The following is a 21,349-nucleotide window of genomic DNA, read 5'->3' on the forward strand; positions in this document are numbered from 1 at the left end:
GGATCACACTACCCGCCGAAAGAATGGTACCTCGTCCCACTGGTTGCGCTCTCGACCGCACTACCCGCCGAAAGAATGGTACCTCGTCCCACTGATGCGCTCGGGATCACACTACCCGCCGAAAGAATGGTACCTCGTCCCACTGATGCGCGCTCGACTACACCTGATCTGCACTTCCATGAATGATTTTCCATGCGGGAGACATACTACGCCAGATACTTCCATCAGCCCGACAGGGGGACCATCGCTTGGAGAGAATAAGCTGGCCCAGTTGCTGTGCCTCGTGGTACTGTTCCAAATAGGCAGCACTCCTCTGGATCTTCTGGCCAAAGGCGCTGGACACGACGCCTGGATTTCGGTTCTGGTCGGCATGGCCTGCGGGTTATTGCTGCTGCTTCTCGTCTTCTTGCCGCTGCATCGGCTTCAGCCGGACGGTACGTTAGTCGATATGCTGCTGCGTCATTTCGGGAAGGCGATAGGGGGATTGGTTGCGGCGGCTTACGTCGTCTTCTTCGCTTATCGCGCTCTTCGAAACGTTCGGGATTTCGGGGAATTGTTAAATATGAATTTGTATTCCGAAACGCCGTTGGCGGTCACGATGCTAGTGCTAACGGCCACCGCAGCCTTTACGGTATATAAAGGAATCGAGGTGCTGGGGCGCATGGTCGAAGTACTCGTTCCGTGGACGATCGTCGGGTATCTTTTTTTGTTCGCATTGATCATAGGCACCGGGCTTCTTGACTTTAACCGTCTTCTGCCGCTGCTGGAGGAAGGCTGGAAGCCGGTATGGAGCGCCGTTCCCGGTGTGATCTCGCTTCCGTTCAGCGAGATGGTTCTGTTCCTAATGTTCTGGAATCATGCAGGGCGGTCTTATTCCGCTATCGTCAAGTGGTCGACCCTCGGGTTTGTAGTTAACGGGCTGTTCATTACGATTACGAACTCGGTTATTCTCGCCGGTCTCGGTCCGATGGCAGAAACGGCGGAGCTTCCCTTCTTGCAGTTGACGAACAGGATCATGATCGGGGGCTTGTTCGAGAGAATGGACCCCGTTATCTCGCTGCTGCTGTTCACGGGGGTGTTCGTTAAAATTACGGCCTACTACTTGGGAGCGGTATGCGCCTTGTCCCGGCTGTTCAACAAAAAAGAGAGACTGTTCCTCCTCCCTGTAGGTTTGGCCATCTATGCCGGATCGTTCCTATTCCACAGTTACATGGAAGAGGTGCGGGTGGGGGCCGGGATCAATGCAATGCTTCATTTTCCGATCTTCCAAATCGTTATTCCGGTTGTTCTGCTCGCATGGATAGGAATCAAGCTGTCGTTGCGCCGATTAGGCTCTCGCCCCTCCGGGCCGGAGCGTCAAATGGGGGGAAGCCAATGAGATTTCCATTCTTTCGCAGACGGAAGAAACGTCATTCGGGAAGCCGCGACGGAGGGAAGGCTACCGGATCGTTCGCCAGTAACGAGGAGTCGGGCGGCGGCGGGGATAAAAAAATAGCCAATCCCGTTGGAATGGACGTCAACGCCAATGTACGCTGGATCAGGGAAAAGCTGGGAGACAGCCGGGATCTGGTCGTTCGCACGCTCTCCGAGGCCGGTACGAAAAAAGCGCATACCGCGTTCGTATTCCTCGGAACGATGGTCGACGAGCAAATCGTAAATCAGGTCGTCCTTCAGCCGTTGCTCGATTTATTGTACGGTCAACATAAGCAGCCGTCCCCGTCGGAGAGATTCCATCTGGTGCGCAATCACGCCTTGCCCGTCGGACAAGTGCTCGAGCAACGCTCGCTGGACGAAATCCTTAAGCAAATCCTGCTCGGCAATTCCATTCTCTTCATCGCAGGCCATCCGGCGGCTTTGATAGCGGGCACGACGGGGGGAGAGTCCCGGTCGGTGGAGGAGCCGAGCTCCCAGACAGTCATTCGCGGACCGAAGGAAAGCTTCACCGAAAATTTCAAGACGAATCTGTCGCTCATCCGAAGAAGACTTAAGAGCCAGAAGCTGCGAATCGAATACCGGGAGATCGGCACCGAGACGATGACTAATGTGGCCATGATCTACATGGAAGGGATCGCGCAGGACGGCATTGTCCGCGAAGTCCGAAGCCGGCTCGACCGCATCGACACGGACGCCATCCTGGAAAGCGGGTACATCGAGGAGTTCATACAGGACGAGACGTTCACGTTCTTCCCGACTATGCAGAATACCGAGCGTCCGGATGCGATCGCGGCCGGTCTGCTGGAAGGACAAGTCGCCCTTGTCGTGGACGGGACCCCGTTCGTTCTAATCATGCCGGCTACGTTCACAAAATTTTTTCAATCCAGCGAAGATTACTACCAGCGCTTCGATGTGGCGACGTTCCTGAGGCTGATTAGGTACGGCGCTTTCTTCGTATCCATGCTGCTGCCCTCTCTTTATATCGCCGTCACTACCTTCCATCAGGAGATGCTGCCTACGTCGCTTCTGATCAGCTTGGCCGCCCAGAGGGAAGGCGTTCCTTTCCCGGCATTGTTCGAGGCGTTCCTCATGGAGATTACGTTCGAGGTGCTGAGGGAGGCTGGGGTTCGCATGCCCCGGGTCATCGGTCCCGCGATTTCCATCGTAGGGGCGTTGGTGCTCGGTCAAGCGGCGGTTCAAGCCGGGCTTGTGTCGGCGGCGATGGTCATTGTCGTCTCCTTCACGGCTATCGCCAATTTCGTCATTCCCTCCTTAAACATGTCGATCGCCGCCCGTCTTATCCGCTTCGTTATGATGCTGCTCGGGGGGACGCTCGGGCTGTTCGGAATTATGTCCGGCTTGATGGTGCTGCTTACCCACCTTGTTGCCATGCGGTCGTTCGGTGTTCCGTATTTTTCGCCGTTTGCGCCGTTCATCTGGTCGAATTGGAAGGACGTATTCATACGGGTGCCGCAGTGGGCGATGAATAAGCGACCCCGCGGCATCGCTGCCCGATCTAACCTGACGAGGCAAGCAAAGGGGCAGAAGCCCTCGCCTAGCAATAAAGGTTAACTAAGGAACTCAAGGAGAAACCACAGATGCAGAAGATATCGACTTTCCAGGCGGTGTCGTTGCTGATCAATACAGTCATGCCGACGGCCATTCTCATCGTTCCCGCCGCGGCCATAGCGATCGCCTCCCAGGATGCATGGATGTCGGTGCTGTTGGCTGTCGTGTACGGAGTGCTCCTCGTTCTGCTCTACGGCGCGATCAGCAAGAGCAACCGAAGGGCGCGCCCTTTCCTCGAATTTGTGAGGGAACGTCTGGGCTGGCCGACTGCCATAGCAGTCGGGTTCATCCTGTTCATCAACTACTTGACCATGACGGCCGGAGTGCTGCGGGAGTACATTAACTTCTTGTCCGACGAGGTGCTGCCAAAGACTCCAGGGTATATCCTGTGCGTCTTGACGCTAATCGTCGTGCTTTATTCCGTCAGCCACGGGCTGGAGGTGATCGCGAGAACGAGCGCTGTCGTGTTCGCGGTTTCCTACTTGTCCATGGGAGTTACCTTCGGACTTCTGCTCAGCATGGCCCATTGGTCCAACCTGCTTCCGCCAAGCGGCATCGACGCCAATAAAATTATCCTCGGAAGTCTTCCGAGCAGCAACTGGTTGTCGGAAGCGTCTTTCTTGCTGCTGCTCGCTCCTTATCTGTCCAAGGCGGGAGATGCGCGCAAGACGGGGTTGTGGGCGATCCTCTCGTCCGGAGCGCTGCTTCTCAGTATTATCGTGCTTACGATAACCGTCCTGGGTCCGGACTTGCCCCGTATGCTGACTTATCCGACGTTCATGATTATTGGGATGCTTCAATACGGAACTTTCTTGCAGCGGATCGAGAGCATCTTTATAGCGGTTTGGATTTTTACCGTCTACGTCAAGCTCGCCGTGCTCATGTTCGGTACGGTTCATACGTTCGTCCATACGTTCCGGATTCGCTCTGTCCGGCCTTTCCTGATCGTTCTCGGACTAATCGTCATGTTCATCGCTTTATTCGAGTGGCCGGATACGCTAAGCAGCTACGAATTCAATCAATCGACGATGACGACATCCTTTTTCTTCTACAATGCGATAATCCCGATGTTGCTGTGGATAGCGCTCTTGTTCACGAAAGATCGTACCGGGAAGGGCGGCGAAGAGATTGCGAAAAAGATGGGGTAGGACAATACTGGCGATGGCGCTCTGCTTCGCGCTGACGGGCTGCTGGGATCGGACGGAGCTGAACGAGCTAGCGATTACGGCAGGGACGGCGATCGACTGGAAAGAAGGCAGATGGGTTGTCACGTACCAGGTCGTCATTCCGTCGGCTATCTCCGCGGTGCTCACCGCTGTAGGAGGCGGGGCGGGAAAAGTTCCCGTCATCGTCTATTCGACCGAAGGAGAAACGATCCGCGAAGCCGTCGCGAAGAGCGCGCTGGAGAGCCCCCGCAAGCTCTTTTTTTCCCATAATAGGGTCGTCGTCATAAGCTCGGCTGCGGCTCTCCACGGGCTGGAGAATCTTCTCGACATTTATTTGCGCAACCCCGATACGAGAGAAACGGTCAGCACGCTCATCTCGGATAAGGACGCCCGAACGATATTGGAGCAGCTTATGCAAGTTCAAATCATACCGAGCGACGGAATCGAAGAGACGGTAAAAGGGGAGGCCGAGCAATTATCGACGCTGCCGCACGTTAGAATGTACAATCTGGCGATGAGTCTGGCGGGGCCGGCACACAGCGCGGCGTTGCCCGAAATTCTCGTGTCCGGAGATCAAGGCGTCACTTCGGCGGACGATCTGTCCCAAACGTCGCTCAAGTCCAAGCTTCGTCTGGGCCGCCTCGGGCTGCTGCGCGATAACCGAATGGTCGGTTGGCTGTCGCGCAGCGAAGCGCTCGGCGTAGCGTTCATCTCCAACAAGGTGAGTGAAACGTCGATCATCTTCTCTTGCGAAGGGGATGGGGCGAAGCCGAACTCGACTTTTCAGATCGAGCATTCGAAGACCAAGCTGCGTCCGGAATGGAAGAACGGCGAGCTGGTGATGCATATCAACATCAATAGCAGCGGAACGCTGGTGGAGACGGGCTGTTCGGTCGAGGATTTGAACAATCCCGCGACGATCAAGCAGATGGAGAAGCAGCTGCGGCTTCAAGTTCTCGAACAGGTGGAAACATCCTGGGAAGCGACGAAAAAGCTGAAGACCGACGTGCTCGGGTTCGCGGACATCATTCGCCGCAAATATCCGAAGAGGTGGAAGGAAGTCAAAACGGACTGGCCCAATCAGTTTAGCAAAATTCGCATTGATCCCATCGTATCCGTCCGTATCGCGCGAATGGGACTCAGCAGCAAGCCTTATAAGACATTGCTCGAAAAGGATGGAAATCGCTGATGACAGGCGTCTGGCTAGCCATTGCGGCCTTCGGTCTTCTGCTTGCGATCGGGTTCCGCAGCATATGGCGCAACGGGAGGAAGCGGGAAGCGCTCTTGTACGCGGCAGTGGTCGTCTGGTGCGCCTTCATCGCCGTTCCGGGCATCGCGGGCCACAAGCCGCTCATGTCGCCGGTTGCTGCGTCCATTGCCATCTTCTCTCCCATCGGCAAGCTTATGTACCAGTTATTGGGTAGCAGCCGAGGGTAATAGCTGCGGAGGGCTTCGTTATCGGGCGATGGACGGGCGATGGAGACGGCGCTCAACCTCAGTAATTCAATCGCGATTCCTTGGCGAGCCTTACCGCTTCTTGCCGATCCGCAACCTGAAGCTTGTTCAGAATGTTCGTGATGTAGTTGGCGACAGTCTTGCCGCTGATTTCGAGCTTGCCGGCGATATCGGCGTTGGAGATTCCGTCCGTCATCAGGTATAGAACTTCGCGTTCCCGCGAGCTGAGCTCGGGGAACGCTTCTTCGCTCGCGGCCGGACGAGTCATCGCGAAATATTCGATCATCCGCGAGGCGATGCCGGGGCTGAAGATCGCTTCGCCGTTGGCGACGGCGCGGATTGCACGCAGCAGCTCGTCCTTGTCGGCCTCTTTGAGGACGTATCCTTTGGCTCCGCTTCTCATCGCGGTGAAGACGGAGGCGTCGTCCTCGAACATGGTGAGGATGAGCACCTTAACGGACGGGCTCGCCGTCGTAATGCGACGAGTCGTCTCGATGCCGCTAATTCCCGGCATGCGAATATCCATGAGCATAACGTCGGGCTTGAGAGCTTCGGCGAGCGCGACGGCTTCTTCGCCGTTGGCGGCTTCTCCAACGACTTCAAGATCCGGCATGGTGGAGAATAACGTTGTTACGCCGTGTCGGAACAACGGATGATCGTCGACGATGACGATTCGCAGAGGCTGCTCCGGATTCATGCGGGCTCACTTCCTTCCTGATGCAGGGCGATGGGCAAATAGGCTTTGACGCGAGTTCCGTTCGGCCCCGCCCGCTCCAGACGGACGAAGCCGCCGAGCTCTTCGGCCCGCTCTCGCATGGACGGCAGCCCGATTCCTCCCGGTTCTGCGGAAGGATAGGAGCGTTCGCCGATGCCTCGGCCGTCGTCGATCACTTCGAGCGCCAAGCCGTCGCCCTGCGGCGCGGGGTAGAGGATGCGCACTTCGCAGGAGGAGGCTGCGGCGTGGCGGACAACGTTGACGATAGCCTCCGTCACGATGCGGAACGCGGCGACCTCCACGGCAGCCGGCAGCGCGGGAAGCGCATTGGGCGCGTGCAGGCGGAATTGCAGCGCAGAGGGCTTCCTTGCGGCGTCGACGCTGGAGCCTGTCGGCAAGGGTCGGCTTAAATCGCCGATCCTCTCTTCGATCGCGCCGATCAGTCCAAGCTCATCCAATGCCGGCGGACGAAGGTCGTGCACGAGACGGCGAATGTCGGTGACGGTCGAGCGAATGACCGATTGCAGCTCGACGAGAATGGTCTTCGACTTGCCCGGGTCCGAATCGAGCAGCGATTCCGCCGCCGATGCGGTATAGGCGAGCGCTGCCAGCCTTGGAGCCAAGTCGTCGTGCAGGTTGCTCCGCAATCGGCGGCGCTCCTCTTCCCGCGCGACGACAAGCCGCTCGCGGGACTCGCGCAGATCGGCCGCCGCTCTCTTCAAATCTAGCGAAGCCTTAGCGCTTTGAACGACAGCGCTGGCATGGCGGACCATCATGTCGAGAAGCCGTCGGTCGGACGTCGAGAACGGCTCGCCCGGCGAACGGGGCGCGACCACGAGATGGCCGATCGGCTCCCCACGGTGGACGAGCGCGAATCGGACGGTTTCCGCTTGTCTCGCCCCGTCTTCGGCGACGGCGAACGATTCGCCGTTATCGTCCTGCTGCAGCTCGATACTGGCGTATGGCAGCTTCAACGCTTCCCGGACGGTACGCGTCACAACGTTAAGCGCATCGGAGGGGGACAGTGGATTTTCCAAGCTGGCCCCAATCTGCCCAGAACGGTGAGCGGGTCGTCGTTCTCCCCGTACATCAGCCGGTTGATCCAGCGTTGCAGCTTATCCTTGAGAGGAGCGAAAAGCACGGCCACAAGGCCGGTGGCGATGAGCGAATTCAGCCATTGCCACTGTCCCGCAGAATGGAAGACGACTCCGATATACCATACGACGAAGACGTAGACGGCGACGGCGAACAAGCTGAGCGCACTATAGACGAGCGTCCGGTTGACGATCGGATCGATGTCCCACAGCCTCCGCCGCAGCAGGGCGAATAGCAGCGTGACGGGGATGAGGAGCATTCCGAGCGACAGCAGCGTCTCCATGGCGAACAGCAGGAGCGGATCGTTCTGCAGCTTATCTTCTTGCGCGATATAGAAGACGGTAACGGCCATCAGAATGGCGATGGCGGATGCCATGCCGAATACGGCCCATTTGGTCTGCTGCTTCTCGATTGCGCCAAGCGCGCTGCGGTAACGGTGGATCTGAATCGCTATAATGCTCGACATCCAGATCATGACCCAGCCGATGTACAGCGGTTGCGACCAGCTCGACATGTCGACCGGAGAGTCGGGGAACGCGGTCTTCAGCAATCCCGGTACGAGGATGCCGACGAGAAGCCAACGGCTCCAGCGCGGTTCGAAGCGGCCGTTCGGAAAGATGAAGAAGAGGAGAATGAGCGCGACAAAAGCGATGGCGTTAACGAAGCGAAGCAGAAAATCCAGCGCCGGATGGATGCCCTCCAAGGCGAGGGAGAGAGAATCGAACGTCAGCCCTTGCAGCACAAGCGCCACGGAGGCCACTTGCCCGGCGAAGCCGGAGGATCTCTTACTGAAGATGACAAGGCCCGCTGCGATATAGCACAATCCGAACAGGCTGTAGAGCGAGGTGTAGGCGGCAGCGAAGAAGGAAGGAGTAAGTCCCCGTTCGGTCAGCCATTCCATAGTTGGAGGCTCGTCGTAGTAAGCGGCGCATTCTTGCCCGATACAATGGTCCCGAAGCTCCAGATAGAAGGTCGGGACGGCATAGCAAAACAACGCGAGCCCAATCAAGATGAGCAGTCCGGTTAAAGTCCGGGATAGTGTCATTGTCCGATTTTCCTCCGGTTCGCGTCGCATGCGCGCTTCTATTGGAAAAGTATAGCAGGAGCCGAATTGGGGAGTAAATGGGGCGGGGGCATCCGCTTGAATTTTCCTAACGCATTTCCCGGCCTTCGGGAACGGTCCGCTCTCCACTTGGGAAAGGCGCGAGGGTAGGATAAGAGCCAGGAATCATTCAAGGAGGCTGCGAAAAGGATGACATTGTCCATTCCAAAAGGTTTTTTGAAATTCAGCGGTTGGGCGCTGCTGATCGGAGGGCTGCTGGGGGTTATCGGTCAGCTTATTCACAGCGGGTCGGATACGCCGGAATCGCTGGAGGTTATTCCCGCGTTTCTCGATAAGGCTGTCAACATTCACGTGCTGCTCGCCTGGTCGTCGATATTCATTCTGATGGGGATGCCGGCCATGTACCTGCGGCAAGCCGGAAAGCTGAAATGGTGGGGATGGATCGGGTTCCCGCTGTTGTTCGTAGGCATGATCCTCGAAATTTTTCATGGGCCGGTACAAATCATGGCGTATCCGATCATTTATTCGGATTTGGCGACGAATGCGGAGACGTTGGCGATCGTCAACAAGCACGTCAACGAGCTTATGACGGATCAATATCCGCTGTCCTTGCTCGTGCTTATTCCTCTTATGCCAGGCTTGTTTCTAGGGCTGCTGCTGACCGGGATCGGGACGCTTAGGGCGGGGGCGATGCCGAAGGCAGCGGGCTGGTTCACGATCGGAATCTTCGCTCTCCTCGTAGCGGGAATGTTCTTGCCGGCAAGCATTCCGTTCTTCGCGGCGATTCACCTCGTGTTCGTCCTGTTCGGCGCGCTGCTCGCGTTCGGCGGAAATTTCGCTTCTCTCGACGCAGATTCTTCCGCCTCCACCTCTTCGGCGGCTTAATGCGAGCAACCTTTTTTCGAAATGGTGATAATAATTCTCAACATTGGCTACAATGATGGAAGGAAAAGAAAAAAGGCGGCCCTGAGGAGGCCGCCCCGCCAAACGCTTTGATTGCGTTTAGCTTTTTTCGATGGTTGCTTACATTTTCGGTTCGAAGGTTTTGCAGTCGGTTTCTTCCGAGTTCGAAGCTTGCTTGCCGCGGTTGCTGACCACGTAGATGGACGATGCCGCGCAATTGTTGCCGGGCGCCCAATGCTTGCAGGAATTGACCTCGCACAATACGTCTTTAGCCATAGGGATTCACCTCCCTTCCGCTTTAGCATGGACGAGAGCGGCGCCGCTTTATACGTCCTCGACGGAATACCCGCCTTTTTCGGTGCTTATGGGCCGGATTTGGGCGGGTTTTGTCCATTTTGGCGGATAAAGTCGCCGATCGGTGCGTTAGCGTCGCCGGAATATGGTACGATATAAGCAACAGGGTTCGAATCATTAGGCGAGGTGCATATAGAAGTGACGGATTTCAAGAAGTTAGGCATATCGGAGAAGAGGGTCGCGGCGCTGAAAAATATCGGGATCGCGGTTCCGACGCCGATTCAGGAAAGAGCCATTCCGGCTTTGCTGGAGGGCAAGGATATTATCGGCCAGGCGCAGACGGGGACGGGCAAGACGCTTGCGTTCGCTTTGCCTTTGCTGCAGCGGCTGAAGCCGGGCGCAGACGGCGTGCAGGCTCTTATCGTCAGCCCGACCCGGGAGCTGGCGCTCCAGATTACGACCGAAATCAAGAAGCTGATCGTCGCGGGCGAGGAAGTGCGCGTTCTGGCGGTATACGGCGGTCAAGACGTCGAAGCGCAGATGCACAAGCTCAAAGGAAACGTGCAAGTTATCGTTTGTACGCCGGGACGGATGCTCGATCATATGCGCCGGGGAACGGTGGAGCTGGGCTCCGTATCCACGCTCGTGCTGGACGAAGCCGATCAGATGCTGCACATGGGGTTCCTGACCGAAGTGGAGGAAATTATTAAGGCGGTGCCTTATAAGCGCCAGACGATGCTGTTCTCGGCTACGATGCCTGCGGGAGTTCGGAACCTGGCGTCGCGCTTCATGCGCGATCCGCTGGACGTGACCGTGAAGGCGACGCAGGTGACGGTGAAGGATATCCGCCAATGGGCGGTGGAGACGAGCGATCGGGCGAAGCAGTCGACGCTGCGGAAGATTATCGATGAGCAGCGTCCTTATCTGGCGGTCATATTCTGCCGGACGAAGCGGCGGGCGAGCACGCTTAATCAGGCGCTGCAGGAGATGGGCTACGACAGCGACGAGCTTCACGGCGATTTGTCGCAGGCGAAGCGGGAGCAGGTCATGAAGAAGTTTCGCGAGGCGAAGCTGCAGCTGCTTATCGCGACCGACGTAGCGGCGCGCGGGCTTGACGTTGAAGGCGTTACGCACGTATTCAACTATGACATTCCGATCGACGTGGAGAGCTATATCCACCGGATCGGCCGGACCGGCCGCGCAGGCGGCAAGGGGCTGGCGATTACGATGGTGGCGCCAAGGGATAAGCCGGAGCTTGTGCGGATCGAGCAAGGGATCAAGCAGACGCTTGAGAAGAAGCGGTATGGCAGCGACCAGGGCGATGGGCTGGAAGAGGAGCTTATTGCGCAGCTGAAGGCGGAGAAGCACGGACGCGGGTTTTCGGGCGGTGGCCGGGGCGCTGGCGGCTCCGGTTCGCGGAGCGGCGGTTCGGGAGCGGGAGCGCGCGGTGGTTCAGGCGCTCGCGGCGGCAGGTCCGGGGCGTCCGGCTCGCGCGGGGGCTCAGGCGGCGGTTCGCGCGGCGGCGCGGCGGGTGCGGGAGCAGCGCGTGGCGGTTCGGGCTCTAGAGGCGCGTCCGGCTCCCGGGGTTCTTCCGGGTCGGAAGCGACTTTTGGGTCGGGCAGCGGAGGCGGCTTCGGGGCGACCGGCGGTCGTCGCAGCGGAGGCGGTGCGGGTTCTTCGGCTGGCAAAGGCGGAGCACCGGGCGGGCGGCCGGGTTCGCGAGGTCCGGGAGGCGGTTTCGGCTCACGGTCGGGCTCGGGCGGCGGAGGCGGCGGTAAGCCGGCGGATTTCCGCAAATCGCCGATTCGCTCGCAGCGCAACGCTAAGAAGAAGTAAGCCATTTTGAATAATGATGGGCTGGAATTTTTGTAGGAGCGGGGGAAAGTGTCATGATCAAGATCTATCCGGCGGAGTCGACCTTCTCGGCCGATCTCGGTTGGCTGAAGAGCCGTCCGAGCTTCTCTTTCGGAGCTTATCAGGATCCGGACAACTCGGAGTTCGGGGTCATGCGCGTCTGCAACGACGACGAGGTCGCTCCGGGCAAGGGGTTCGGCGCGCATCCGCACAGCGATATGGAGATCGTATCCATCGTGCTGTCGGGGCAAATCCGCCATGAAGACAATCTCGGCAACGTTGCCGTATCGGAGCCGGGAGAAGTTCAGCGAATGTCCGCGGGAACAGGCGTAATTCATACCGAGTTCAACCCTTCGCCGGATGAGTGGCTTCGTCTCTTGCAGCTATGGTTCATGCCTGTGAAGCGGGGACTTCCTCCTTCTTACGAGACGGCCGCATACGATATATCAGGTACGGTTAATGCTCTGCTGCCGGTCGTCTCGGGTCAAGGCTTCGAGAAGCCGGGCTCGGTCGCGTCGCTCCAGCAGGACTTGACGGTCTATCTGGGCAGGCTGGAGACGGGGAGAGAGCTTTCTTTTGCCCAAGCTGAGGGTCGGCGGATCTATGTCTATGTCATCGAGGGCGTATTGGACGTCGCGGGCGGAACGGAATTGAAGGTGCTGGACAGCGCGCGGATCGACGAGACGCCGGAGCTGGCTATTGCCGCCAAGGCTGACGCGTTCTTCATGCTGATCGATTTGCCGTGAGGAGGGGTGCCGAGTGAAAGAGACGTTCATCGTTAAGCATGCGGTAGGCGGGGAAATCTACATCGACACCGCCAAACGGGCGGTCGATTACCGGGTGGAGCCAGCCGGAGCGGGGTGGACGTTCACCGTTCATTCCCCGCTCGTACCGGAGCTCGAGGAGATTTTGCGGATGAAGGATGAGCTGAATGTGTTCATCTTCCGCGAGTACGACGACCGTCCGACGGTCAAGACGTGGTATTACGTGGGCGACGGTCCTGTGAAGTATGACCCGGAGCGCGGAGAACTGACGATTGCGGCATCCTCGCACATCGAGTATGTGCCGGATTCGTACCAGAGCTGACCGCGCAAGGAGCAAGGAGTGAGCACATCATCATGGCAGGCAACGGAAAAAATCGCAGCGACGTCCGCCCGGGGCTAACGGTCGACATCGTGCTGAAGCAGGATCAGAGAACCGGCGCTTTGACGCGGGGCGTTGTGAAGGATCTATTGACCAACTCGGCTTTTCACCCGCACGGCATCAAGGTGCGGCTGCAGGACGGTCAAGTCGGCCGGGTGCAGGCGATTGTGAGCGACGCTGATTCCGGGACGCAATAGGGGATCGCTTGGGATATAGTGAGTGGAAGACTCTTCTCCATGGATAGTGGAGAGGAGTCTTTTTGTGTTTTTTGTCGCACGTGGTGGAGGGTATCAGCGGGTGGCGGGTTACGGGGGTTGGCATACGTTTGATGGGCTTGCGTAACCGGCTCAAGTAAGGTTACCGGGGTTTGCATACGTTCGATGGGCGCGCGTAACCGGCTCAAGTAAGGCTACTGGGGTTCGCATACGTTCGAAGGACTCGCGTAACCGGCACAAGTAAGGCTACCGGGGTTCGCATACGTTCGATGGGCGCGCGTAACCGGCTGAAGTAAGGTTACTGGGGTTTGCACACGCTCAATGGCTCGTATAGCCGGCTCAAGTAAGGCTACGGAGTTCGCGTACGTCCGATGGGTACGCGTAACCGGCTCAAGTAAGATTTACGTGGTTCGCACGCGTTCGATGGGCTCGCGTAACCGGCTCAGGTAAGGCTACTGGGGTTCGCATACGTTCGAAGGACTCGCGTAACCGGCACAAGTAAGGTTACTGGGGTTTGCACACGCTCGAAGGGCACGCGTACCGGCTGAAGTAAGGTTACTGGGGTTCGCACACGCTTGATGGGCTCCACGTAACCTTCTCAAGTAAGGCTACGGGGTTTGCATACGCTCGATGGGTACGCGTAACCGGCTCAAGTAAGGTTACCGGGGTTCGCATACGTTCGATGGGTACGCGTAACCGGCTCGGGTAAGGTTACCGGGGTTCGCACACGCTCGATTGGCGCGCGTAACCGGCTCAAGTGAGGCTACCGGGGTTCGCATACGTTCGATGGGCACGCGTAACCGGCTCAAGTGAGGCTACTGGGGCTTGCACACGCTGAATGACTCGTGTAGCCGGCTCAAGTAAGGCTACCGGGGTTCGCATACGTTCGATGGGCTCGTGTAGCCGGCTCAAGTAAGGCTACGGGGTTCGCATACGCTCGATGGGTTCGCGTAACCGGCTCAAGTAAGGTTACTGGGGTTTGCATATGCTCAATGGCTCATGTAGCCAGCTCAAGTAAGGTTACCGGGGTTCGCATACGTTCGATGAGCACGCGTAACTGGTTTAAGTAAAGCTACAGGGTTTTGCATACGTTCGAAGGGGTCGCGTAACCGGCTCAAGTAAGGTTACCGGGGTTCGCACACGCTCGATGGGCACGCATAACCAGCTGCCGGAAACAAAAAAAGGCTTCCCAACCTTACTAAGAAGGTGGGAAGCCTTTCGCCTGCTGGGCTTAGAAGAAGCTTAGCAGCTGCTCCGTGATTTCTTCGTTGGAGCCGCCGACGACTTTCTGGATTTGCGGCTTGTTGAACAGCGCTTGGATCGGCGCCGGGTAGGTTTGCTCGATGTCGATGAGGCGGATGGCCTCGTCGAATTTGGCCGGGTGGGCGGTCGACAGCGCCACCGTCACTTCGCCTGCTTCCGCGAGCTTGTCGGCTGCGGCGACGCCGCAAGCCGTATGCGGGTCGAGCAGGTAGCCGTTTTCCTTATGATACGAGCCGATCGTGGCGAGACATTCGTCGTTCTTGACGCCGTACGCGCCGAAGTCCGCTTGAACGGTGCGCAGCTTGTCCTCGGGAATGACGATTCGTCCGTCTTTTTTGAAGCCGTCCATCAGCGCCGAGATCGCTTGCGAGTCTTCGCCGTACAGGTAGTACAAGTAACGCTCGAAGTTGCTCGCTACCTGGATGTCCATGGACGGGCTGTAAGTCATGTGAAACTCGCCCGGCTCGTATACGCCTTCGCGCACGAAGCGCTCCAGAATGTTGTTCTCGTTCGTCGCGAGAATGAGCTTGTTGACCGGCAATCCCATCCGCTTGGCCAAATACCCCGCGAAAATATCGCCAAAATTGCCCGTCGGTACGCTGAAATTAACCTTCGCCGCCGGGTCGCCTTTGGCCGCTTGGAAGTAAGCGTAGAAGTAGTACACTGTCTGTGCCAAAATCCGGGCGATATTGATGGAGTTAATAGCGCGCAGATGGTAACGGTGCTTGAAGTCGACGTCCGCGAACAGCTCCTTGATGATGCGCTGGCAGTCGTCAAAGTTGCCTTCTACCGACAGGTTCAGCACGTTGGCATCGTTAACGGTCGTCATTTGCAGCTCCTGTACCTTGCTCACCTTGCCGTGCGGATGCAGGATGCAGATGCGGATGCCTTCCTTGCCGCGCACTCCCTCGATCGCCGAAGCTCCCGTATCACCTGAAGTGGCGCCGAGAATATGGATGATGGAATTATTTTTGCGAGAGATGTACGAATACAGGTTGCCCAAAAACTGCAACGCGATGTCCTTGAACGCGAAGGTCGGGCCGTGGAACAGCTCAAGTACGCTGAGGCTGTCGTTCAGTCGGCGAACCGGCGTTACTTCCGGGTCGCGAAACGTGGCGTAGCTGTCGTCGACGAGCTTCTTCAAGTCTTCGCGCGGGATGTCGCCATCCACGAACAGAGTGAAAATCTCCAGAGCAAGCTCCGAATAGCTAAGCTTCTCCCATTGGTTGAGCGTGTCCGCCGAGACGGACGGTATAAGGCTGGGAACGAGCAGGCCGCCGTCGTTGGCCAGTCCCATCAGGACGGCGTCGACAAAACCGATGGCCTCTACTTTTCCGCGTGTGCTGATGTAGTCCATAGCGATCCCCTTGTGCGAGTTCATTTTCAGTATATTGTAACAGAATTCGGCGGAAAACCTAACCCATTTTCAACGAATTCCGTTATTTAGTCCGCAGTCCCGTGGACGTGAGCGGACCGTGGTTAACGAGCCGAGTTAAAATAAGCGCAACCTCTTCCGGAGACTGCTGCGCGCCGTTCTCGATCCAATACTGGATGACGCCGAGATTGGCCGAAGTCGTGTACGCGACCAAGTAGTCGAGAGGCACGAGCATTTTCTCTTTGGCCGGCTGCCGGGTGTCGAACATTTTGGAAAAATGCTCTTTCATAACGCTTTTGATCCGCAGCGGGAATGAAGGGTCGCCCTTTGGGCCGAAAATCACTTTGAAAAAATCGCGGTTCCGGTAAATCTCCTCCATAGCTCGCTGCGCCCTCGGGTAAACGGCGTCTTTGGAGGCATACTCCATGAGCTCGAAAACGTCGATTTGTTTAAGCAGCCGGATGAGATCCCCGAACACTTCCTCTTTGATCTGCTCCAGCATGTCGCCCGCATCGCGGTAGTGCAAATAGAACGTGCCGCGGTTAACGCCCGCACGGTTCGAAATATTCGTGACGGTGAGGCTCTCCGTGCCATGCTCCTCGATTAGCTCCATCAACGCGTGGCGAAGAAGCTGCTTTGTTCGCACTTGCCTGCGGTCTATTTGTTCGGCCATCTTTTTTGCCCCTCATTTTTTCATTTGAGTGTTGATTAATCAACATAACGTTCATTAAATGCCCATTACTCAACGTTTCGCAACGACATTGCTTATTGAACGGCTTACTCCTCTCATTATAATTAACACTGTGGCCTTTAATCAACGTGATGTTGAATATTATAGACAAGAGATAGGAGCTGGGAAAAATGGCGTTAGCGAAGCAAAAGGTGTTGTGGATCGGGGTTGTCGGGGTTTTTGTCGCTTTGATGATTTTTGGGGCGGCGATGATGGGGTCGGTGCTCGGAGCGAAGCCGAAGGATTTGCCCGTCGCGCTTGTTGTCCTCGACCAATCCGCCGCTCTTCCGGACGGAAGCGCGTTGAATGTCGGAGAGATGGTGAAGGGCAAGCTGCTTGGGAATACGCAGCTGCCGATAGAGTGGAAGCTCGTCGGGTCGGAGGAAGAGGCGCGCGAGGGGCTGGACAATCAGAAGTATTATGGAGCGCTCGTTCTTCCGGCCGATCTGAGCTCGGGCGTGCTGTCGTTGTCGACGCCGCAGCCCGCGCCTGCGACGGTGAAGATCCTTGTTAACGAAGGGATGAATACCCAGGCTGCGACCGCGGTTAAGCAAGTACTCGGACAGGCGTCTCGGGCGCTCGGCTCGGAGCTGTCGAATCAGTTGCTCGGTCAGATCGGTCAGCGAACGGAGCAGCTGCCGATCAGCACAGCGAAGGCGCTGATGACGCCGTTCACGACGCAGGAGGAAATCGTGCATCCGAACGGGACGAACAATGCGAGCGGCAATGCGCCCGGTCTGCTGACGCAAGTGATGTGGATCGGCAGCTTGGTTGTAAGCATAGTCCTGTTCCTCGCTTTGCAAAAAGCGGTCGCCGGAGGAGCGCGAAGAGGGCAAGCCGTACTTGGCCAGACGGCTATCGGGCTGGTGCTGATTGCAGCCGCTTCGGGATTCGTCGTCTGGATGGCTTCGTCGTGGTACGGGATGCAGATGGCCGATGCCGCGCACGTCTGGCTTGTACTGTGGCTCGGGGGTTCCGCCTTCTTCTTGCTGCAATCGGCTTTGCTCGGCTGGATCGGCATGCCGGCGATGGGCTTGCTCGTCCTGCTCATGTTCTTCTCTATGCCGGTATTGAACATGGCTCCCGAATTTCTGCCGCAAGCGACGCAGGATTGGCTCTATTCGTGGACGCCGCTGCGGTTCGTCGCATCGGCGATTCGGAACGCGATGTATTTCGACGGCGTATCGGTCGGAGGTTCAAACATCGCCGTATTATGGAGCGTGGCCGGGGCGTTCCTCGTTGTGTTGCTCGCTTCGGCGGCTCGGAAGACGAAATCGGTCGGCGGTGCGGCGGCTGAGGCTGAGGGAAATAAGGTAGCTGCCCGCGCTTAAGACGTTATCCCTTTTGCTCAGGCTCGCGTTGTTGCGCCCCGGAAGAGACCGGATACCAGAAATGAACCGTTGCGCTGCCGGGCCGCCGGTTGCTACAATAGGAACAAATCGCATACAAATCCGCGAATGGCCGGGTAAGGCTCGGTCCGTCGCGGGAGAGGTTCTAGCGAAAACCCTCTATAAAAAACTAAGGAAACGGCATCTCCTTGGTGCCGTTTTTTTGCGCTTGGTTGCGCAAGGAGGAATTGACCGAATGGATTCGGGAAAAAAGAAAGCGATCGTCGTGTTCAGCGGCGGTCAGGACAGCACGACTTGTTTGTTCTGGGCGATGGAGAGGTTTGGCGAGGTGGAGGCGGTGACGTTCGACTACGGTCAGCGTCACAAGCTGGAGGTGGAAGTCGCAGCGGGGATTGCGAAGGAGCTTGGAGTCCGGCATCATGTGCTGGATATGTCTTTGCTCGGGCAGCTGGCCCCGAATGCGCTGACACGTTCCACTATCCCTATCGCTCAGGAAGAAGGGGAGCTGCCGACGACGTTCGTGGACGGGCGCAATCTGTTGTTCCTGACTTTCGCTGCCATACTGGGCAAACAAGCGGGGGCGCGGAACGTTGTGACGGGCGTCTGTCAGACGGATTTCAGCGGGTACCCCGACTGCCGCGACGTGTTCGTCAAATCGCTCAACGTGACGCTGAATTTGGCGATGGACTACGAATTCGTCCTCGATACGCCGCTGATGTGGCTGAATAAGGCGCAAACGTGGCAGCTTGCCGACGATTTGGGCGCTTTTGATTTTGTGAAGGATCGAACGTTGACCTGCTACGAGGGGGTCATGGGCGAAGGCTGCGGACAATGTCCGGCTTGCGAGCTGCGGGCGAGAGGGCTTCGCGAATACGAGAAGGCCATAGGGGAGGGGCGGCGTTTATGATGCAGCAGATTTATCCGACTGTTCCTCACCCGTACCAATATGAGCTGAATAAGGATTTGCATTTTGCCGCGGCGCATTACATTCCGACGGAAAAGGCGGGAGTTTGCAGCCAGGTGCATGGACACACGTATTTTGCCAATGTGACGATTGCGGGGAACGAGCTGGATGATAGCGGGTTTTTGGTTAATTTTGCCGATATTAAGCGGCTTATTCATGACCGATTCGACCATTCCGTACTGAACGACCATGCGCCATGGTTCGGGGACGACACCCCATACCGCTACCCGACGACGGAAAACGCCGCCCGCGTCCTAAGCGAAATCGTGCAGGAGCATCTGGACAGGCTTCCGAACCGGCCGCTGTGCGTGCAAGTTTATTTGCGGGAGACGCCGACGAGCTATGTGGTGTATCGGCCGAGGTTTGAGGCGAGCGCATCGTCTGCTAGAGATGGGGCGGGGGAAGCGCATGTCGAGTGAACTGCGGTTTCCCGTTATTGAAGTGTTCGGCCCTACCGTTCAGGGGGAAGGCATGGTCATCGGGCGGAAAACGATGTTCGTCCGCACGGCCGGCTGCGATTACAGCTGCGCTTGGTGCGATTCCGCTTTTACGTGGGACGGATCGGGCAAGGAGCAAATTCGCATGCTGACGGCGGAGGAAGTGGCGGCCGAGCTTCGCGCCTCCGCCGGGGAAGCGGCGTTCTCGCATGTAACGATTTCCGGGGGCAATCCCGCGCTGCTGGGCAGACTGGAAGCGCTGATCGAGCGGCTGCATGCGGACGGGATGCAAGTGGCGTTGGAGACGCAAGGCAGCCGGTGGCAGGAATGGTTCGCGCAGATCGACGATCTGACGCTGTCCCCGAAGCCGCCCAGCTCGGGCATGTCCACCGATTGGGACGTGTTGGACGAGATCGTGGGGAAGCTGCAAGCGTGCGGGAGCAGCTTCAGCCTGAAGGTGGTCGTATTCGACGAGACGGATTTGCGATATGCGGCGAAGGTGCATGGCCGCTACCCCGGCGTGCCGTTCTTTCTGCAATCAGGCAACGACGACGTGCGCGAGCCGGATACGGCTCGGCTGCTGGAGCGATTGGTTCAGCGCTATGAATGGTTGGTTGGAGAGGTTACGATGTCGAAGGAGTGGACGGATGTAAGGGTGCTGCCGCAGCTTCATGCTTGGTTGTGGGGCAATAAGCGCGGGGTTTAGCGGGCGGGTGATGGATGCCGTACGTAAAACCTTGGACAAGCTGCGTTCGCTTGGCGCTGGGGAAGCTGGAGCCAGGAAGGCTGGTACTAGGTGAATGTGTGTGGTTGCTGGTGCTTGGAAAGCTGGGCCGGAGAGGCTGGAACTAGGGATGCCGGAGCAGGCGGTGGAAGATTTCAACTGAGTTCGTATGCGCGCTGATGCTGGAGCGTTCCGTTGTCTTGTCTTGCGGTTGGCTGTCTCGGTCGCCTATAATCATTTTTAATGATGCGTTTTAGTTGATGAAGCTCTCCCTATCCGGGGGAGCTTTCTTAGGATATCGGAGGGAATTCATACGTGCAAATCCAATTGGTCTGCGTCGGCAAGCTGAAAGAAAAATACTGGGTCGGAGCCGTCGAAGAATATGCAAAAAGGCTCGGCGCCTACGCCCGTCTCGACATCCGCGAGCTGCCTGACGAGAAGACACCCGACTCGATGAGCCCGGCGGAAGAAGATCAAGTGCGCTCCCGCGAAGGCGAGCGCATTCTCGCGGCTCTGAAGCCGGACGCCCATGTCGTGGCGCTAGCCATCGAAGGCGACACCTGGACGAGCGAGCAGCTCGCCGCGCATCTAGACAAGCAAGCCGTCTACGGCGGCGGCTCGGTATCGTTCATCATCGGCGGCTCGTTGGGACTGTCGCCAGCCGTGCTGGCCCGCGCCGACAAGAAGCTAAGCTTCGGGCGGATGACCTATCCTCATCAGTTGATGCGGGTGCTGCTTCTTGAGCAGGTTTATCGAGGGTTTAAGATTAATCGGGGGGAACCGTACCACAAATGAGGCGAAGTTTTTCACATTAATCGCTTGCTGGGCGTGGAAAGTCGCCCCTGAGGTGCAGGGTGGGGGATGGGCCACCCTGGGAAAGGTTCGTTATGCAGGCGGGCTTGTGCGGTTTGTTTGGGGACAATCAAAGGGAGTGTCTGAAGGAATTCAGAGAAGGGGGAATGAACAAGGTGACAAAAGAAACAAGTCAGTTAACTCAGTATGTTATTCTCATGCAAGTTGAAGTAATTCAGTTGCTGGAGGACTTTGCTGTTTGGTTAGGATTTAAAGATGATAAATTTAAGAAAGTTTCCGAACAGACAATACCAACGATATCGAAAGCAATACGACAATCCTTATTGACGAACATACTTATTTCTACCTGCAAGCTTTACGAATACCCCGGAAGGAACACTGCAAACGTTTCCTTGCGTCGTTTCTTGGATTATTTCAAACAAAACTTTGACAAAATTGTTCAATCACCCGTTCACAAGAACCTGACTATTGCTGACATCGAAGATGATCTTGAGAAAATAGATGAATTAAATAAAGCGATTACATCGACCTTTAATCTTCGCAATAAAATTCTTGGACACATTGATATTAATTATATAGGAGATGCTGGTAAACATTTAGCTGACTCTGTTCGCTCAAGAGATAGCCTGCTTAAACTGATAAACACAGCAGCAGTCATAATTCAAAAACATATGAAACCATTAATGTGTGGTGATTTGATATATCCTGCCACTGTGGCTTCTGAAATAAAGGTTCTGAAAAAATCCTTGAAGGATTACATGTAAGAGCAATTGGAGAGGCTACTGTCC

At 57.0% G+C, this 21,349-nt stretch carries 22 protein-coding genes and 1 riboswitch; of the genes, 16 read left to right on the top strand and 6 right to left on the bottom strand.

Annotated features, from left to right (window positions below; translation table 11 throughout):
• The first annotated feature begins 271 nt into the window (after positions 1-271).
• Genes D3H35_RS24370 through D3H35_RS24390 form a run of 5 tightly spaced genes read left to right on the top strand, consistent with a single transcriptional unit; the run spans position 272 to position 5,606 of the window.
• Positions 272-1,378, top strand: a complete 1,107-nt coding sequence (locus D3H35_RS24370; protein ID WP_158594249.1) for a GerAB/ArcD/ProY family transporter — start codon at positions 272-274, stop codon at positions 1,376-1,378.
• The gene (locus D3H35_RS24375) at positions 1,375-3,006 is read left to right on the top strand and encodes a spore germination protein (RefSeq protein ID WP_119151740.1); all 1,632 of its coding nucleotides are present in this window, start codon (positions 1,375-1,377) and stop codon (positions 3,004-3,006) included. Before D3H35_RS24370 ends, D3H35_RS24375 begins: the two co-directional genes overlap by 4 nt.
• A 26-nt stretch (positions 3,007-3,032) precedes the next feature.
• Positions 3,033-4,151, top strand: coding sequence for a GerAB/ArcD/ProY family transporter (locus D3H35_RS24380; protein ID WP_119151741.1), 1,119 nt, complete (start codon positions 3,033-3,035; stop codon positions 4,149-4,151).
• The gene (locus D3H35_RS24385) at positions 4,132-5,358 is read left to right on the top strand and encodes a Ger(x)C family spore germination protein (RefSeq protein ID WP_147355928.1); all 1,227 of its coding nucleotides are present in this window, start codon (positions 4,132-4,134) and stop codon (positions 5,356-5,358) included. Before D3H35_RS24380 ends, D3H35_RS24385 begins: the two co-directional genes overlap by 20 nt.
• Entirely contained in the window at positions 5,358-5,606 is a 249-nt protein-coding gene (locus D3H35_RS24390) for a hypothetical protein (protein ID WP_119151743.1), read from the top strand. The genes D3H35_RS24385 and D3H35_RS24390 overlap by 1 nt, the downstream gene beginning before the upstream one ends.
• 58 nt (positions 5,607-5,664) lie before the next feature.
• Here D3H35_RS24390 and D3H35_RS24395 read toward each other — a convergent pair whose 3' ends face one another.
• The 3 genes from D3H35_RS24395 to D3H35_RS24405 are packed head-to-tail and all read right to left on the bottom strand — an operon-like array spanning position 5,665 to position 8,479.
• Entirely contained in the window at positions 5,665-6,321 is a 657-nt protein-coding gene (locus D3H35_RS24395; protein ID WP_119151744.1) for a response regulator transcription factor, read from the bottom strand.
• Complete coding sequence (locus D3H35_RS24400) at positions 6,318-7,376, bottom strand: GAF domain-containing sensor histidine kinase (protein ID WP_147355929.1); 1,059 nt, start codon at positions 7,374-7,376, stop codon at positions 6,318-6,320. The genes D3H35_RS24395 and D3H35_RS24400 overlap by 4 nt, the downstream gene beginning before the upstream one ends.
• Entirely contained in the window at positions 7,334-8,479 is a 1,146-nt protein-coding gene (locus D3H35_RS24405; RefSeq protein ID WP_119151746.1) for a hypothetical protein, read from the bottom strand. Before D3H35_RS24405 ends, D3H35_RS24400 begins: the two co-directional genes overlap by 43 nt.
• Before the next feature lie 207 nt (positions 8,480-8,686).
• On the opposite strand from D3H35_RS24405, the gene D3H35_RS24410 reads away from it, so the two are divergent.
• Positions 8,687-9,382: a hypothetical protein gene (locus tag D3H35_RS24410; RefSeq protein WP_119151747.1), complete on the top strand. Its 696-nt coding sequence runs from the start codon at positions 8,687-8,689 to the stop codon at positions 9,380-9,382.
• A 138-nt stretch (positions 9,383-9,520) separates the two neighbouring features.
• On the opposite strand, the gene D3H35_RS24415 is transcribed toward D3H35_RS24410, so the two are convergent.
• Positions 9,521-9,676, bottom strand: coding sequence for a DUF1540 domain-containing protein (locus D3H35_RS24415; RefSeq protein ID WP_119151748.1), 156 nt, complete (start codon positions 9,674-9,676; stop codon positions 9,521-9,523).
• Between the two features lie 216 nt (positions 9,677-9,892).
• On the opposite strand from D3H35_RS24415, the gene D3H35_RS24420 reads away from it, so the two are divergent.
• Genes D3H35_RS24420 through D3H35_RS24435 form a run of 4 tightly spaced genes read left to right on the top strand, consistent with a single transcriptional unit; the run spans position 9,893 to position 12,888 of the window.
• Positions 9,893-11,530 carry a DEAD/DEAH box helicase gene (locus D3H35_RS24420; protein ID WP_119151749.1) on the top strand — a complete coding sequence of 546 codons (1,638 nt, stop codon included), beginning with the start codon at positions 9,893-9,895 and terminating at the stop codon, positions 11,528-11,530.
• Positions 11,531-11,583: 53 nt separating this feature from the next.
• A complete protein-coding gene (locus D3H35_RS24425) occupies positions 11,584-12,294 on the top strand; it encodes a pirin family protein (RefSeq protein WP_119151750.1) in 711 nt (236 codons plus the stop codon).
• A 13-nt stretch (positions 12,295-12,307) separates the two neighbouring features.
• Entirely contained in the window at positions 12,308-12,634 is a 327-nt protein-coding gene (locus D3H35_RS24430) for a hypothetical protein (protein WP_119151751.1), read from the top strand.
• Positions 12,635-12,666: 32 nt separating this feature from the next.
• The gene (locus D3H35_RS24435) at positions 12,667-12,888 is read left to right on the top strand and encodes a YwbE family protein (RefSeq protein WP_119151752.1); all 222 of its coding nucleotides are present in this window, start codon (positions 12,667-12,669) and stop codon (positions 12,886-12,888) included.
• A 1,249-nt stretch (positions 12,889-14,137) separates the two neighbouring features.
• On the opposite strand, the gene thrC is transcribed toward D3H35_RS24435, so the two are convergent.
• Together thrC and D3H35_RS24445 are read right to left on the bottom strand one after the other, a co-directional pair.
• Positions 14,138-15,526, bottom strand: coding sequence for a threonine synthase (thrC, locus tag D3H35_RS24440; protein WP_119151753.1), 1,389 nt, complete (start codon positions 15,524-15,526; stop codon positions 14,138-14,140).
• 82 nt (positions 15,527-15,608) lie between these two features.
• Complete coding sequence (locus D3H35_RS24445; RefSeq protein WP_119151754.1) at positions 15,609-16,217, bottom strand: TetR/AcrR family transcriptional regulator; 609 nt, start codon at positions 16,215-16,217, stop codon at positions 15,609-15,611.
• 188 nt (positions 16,218-16,405) lie between these two features.
• On the opposite strand from D3H35_RS24445, the gene D3H35_RS24450 reads away from it, so the two are divergent.
• The 6 genes from D3H35_RS24450 (at position 16,406) to D3H35_RS24475 (ending at position 21,325) form a co-directional block, all read left to right on the top strand.
• Positions 16,406-17,605, top strand: coding sequence for a YhgE/Pip domain-containing protein (locus D3H35_RS24450; protein WP_119151755.1), 1,200 nt, complete (start codon positions 16,406-16,408; stop codon positions 17,603-17,605).
• A gap of 151 nt (positions 17,606-17,756) precedes the next feature.
• Positions 17,757-17,802: riboswitch (PreQ1 riboswitch) on the top strand.
• Between the two features lie 56 nt (positions 17,803-17,858).
• A complete protein-coding gene (queC, locus tag D3H35_RS24455; RefSeq protein ID WP_119151756.1) occupies positions 17,859-18,530 on the top strand; it encodes a 7-cyano-7-deazaguanine synthase QueC in 672 nt (223 codons plus the stop codon).
• Positions 18,527-19,006 (top strand): 6-pyruvoyl trahydropterin synthase family protein, encoded by a 480-nt coding sequence (locus tag D3H35_RS24460; RefSeq protein ID WP_119151757.1) that lies wholly within the window; start codon positions 18,527-18,529, stop codon positions 19,004-19,006. Before queC ends, D3H35_RS24460 begins: the two co-directional genes overlap by 4 nt.
• Positions 18,996-19,730: a 7-carboxy-7-deazaguanine synthase QueE gene (queE, locus tag D3H35_RS24465; protein WP_199728592.1), complete on the top strand. Its 735-nt coding sequence runs from the start codon at positions 18,996-18,998 to the stop codon at positions 19,728-19,730. Before D3H35_RS24460 ends, queE begins: the two co-directional genes overlap by 11 nt.
• Before the next feature lie 333 nt (positions 19,731-20,063).
• Positions 20,064-20,543, top strand: a complete 480-nt coding sequence (gene rlmH / locus D3H35_RS24470; protein WP_119151759.1) for a 23S rRNA (pseudouridine(1915)-N(3))-methyltransferase RlmH — start codon at positions 20,064-20,066, stop codon at positions 20,541-20,543.
• Between the two features lie 173 nt (positions 20,544-20,716).
• Positions 20,717-21,325: an AbiU2 domain-containing protein gene (locus D3H35_RS24475; RefSeq protein WP_147355930.1), complete on the top strand. Its 609-nt coding sequence runs from the start codon at positions 20,717-20,719 to the stop codon at positions 21,323-21,325.
• Positions 21,326-21,349 lie beyond the last annotated feature (24 nt).

Source organism: Cohnella faecalis (assembly GCF_003570905.1).
Taxonomy (GTDB): domain Bacteria; phylum Bacillota; class Bacilli; order Paenibacillales; family Paenibacillaceae; genus Cohnella; species Cohnella faecalis.

Excerpts from the sequence above, each read along its gene's own strand:
- D3H35_RS24375 (WP_119151740.1), top strand. The coding sequence starts at position 1,375 with ATGAGATTTCCATTCTTTCGCAGACGGAAGAAACGTCATTCGGGAAGC.
- D3H35_RS24380 (WP_119151741.1), top strand. The coding sequence starts at position 3,033 with ATGCAGAAGATATCGACTTTCCAGGCGGTGTCGTTGCTGATCAATACA.
- D3H35_RS24390 (WP_119151743.1), top strand. The coding sequence starts at position 5,358 with ATGACAGGCGTCTGGCTAGCCATTGCGGCCTTCGGTCTTCTGCTTGCG.
- D3H35_RS24395 (WP_119151744.1), bottom strand. The coding sequence starts at position 6,321 with ATGAATCCGGAGCAGCCTCTGCGAATCGTCATCGTCGACGATCATCCG.
- D3H35_RS24405 (WP_119151746.1), bottom strand. The coding sequence starts at position 8,479 with ATGACACTATCCCGGACTTTAACCGGACTGCTCATCTTGATTGGGCTC.
- D3H35_RS24410 (WP_119151747.1), top strand. The coding sequence starts at position 8,687 with ATGACATTGTCCATTCCAAAAGGTTTTTTGAAATTCAGCGGTTGGGCG.
- D3H35_RS24415 (WP_119151748.1), bottom strand. The coding sequence starts at position 9,676 with ATGGCTAAAGACGTATTGTGCGAGGTCAATTCCTGCAAGCATTGGGCG.
- D3H35_RS24425 (WP_119151750.1), top strand. The coding sequence starts at position 11,584 with ATGATCAAGATCTATCCGGCGGAGTCGACCTTCTCGGCCGATCTCGGT.
- D3H35_RS24435 (WP_119151752.1), top strand. The coding sequence starts at position 12,667 with ATGGCAGGCAACGGAAAAAATCGCAGCGACGTCCGCCCGGGGCTAACG.
- thrC (WP_119151753.1), bottom strand. The coding sequence starts at position 15,526 with ATGGACTACATCAGCACACGCGGAAAAGTAGAGGCCATCGGTTTTGTC.
- D3H35_RS24445 (WP_119151754.1), bottom strand. The coding sequence starts at position 16,217 with ATGGCCGAACAAATAGACCGCAGGCAAGTGCGAACAAAGCAGCTTCTT.
- D3H35_RS24450 (WP_119151755.1), top strand. The coding sequence starts at position 16,406 with ATGGCGTTAGCGAAGCAAAAGGTGTTGTGGATCGGGGTTGTCGGGGTT.
- queC (WP_119151756.1), top strand. The coding sequence starts at position 17,859 with ATGGATTCGGGAAAAAAGAAAGCGATCGTCGTGTTCAGCGGCGGTCAG.
- D3H35_RS24460 (WP_119151757.1), top strand. The coding sequence starts at position 18,527 with ATGATGCAGCAGATTTATCCGACTGTTCCTCACCCGTACCAATATGAG.
- queE (WP_199728592.1), top strand. The coding sequence starts at position 18,996 with ATGTCGAGTGAACTGCGGTTTCCCGTTATTGAAGTGTTCGGCCCTACC.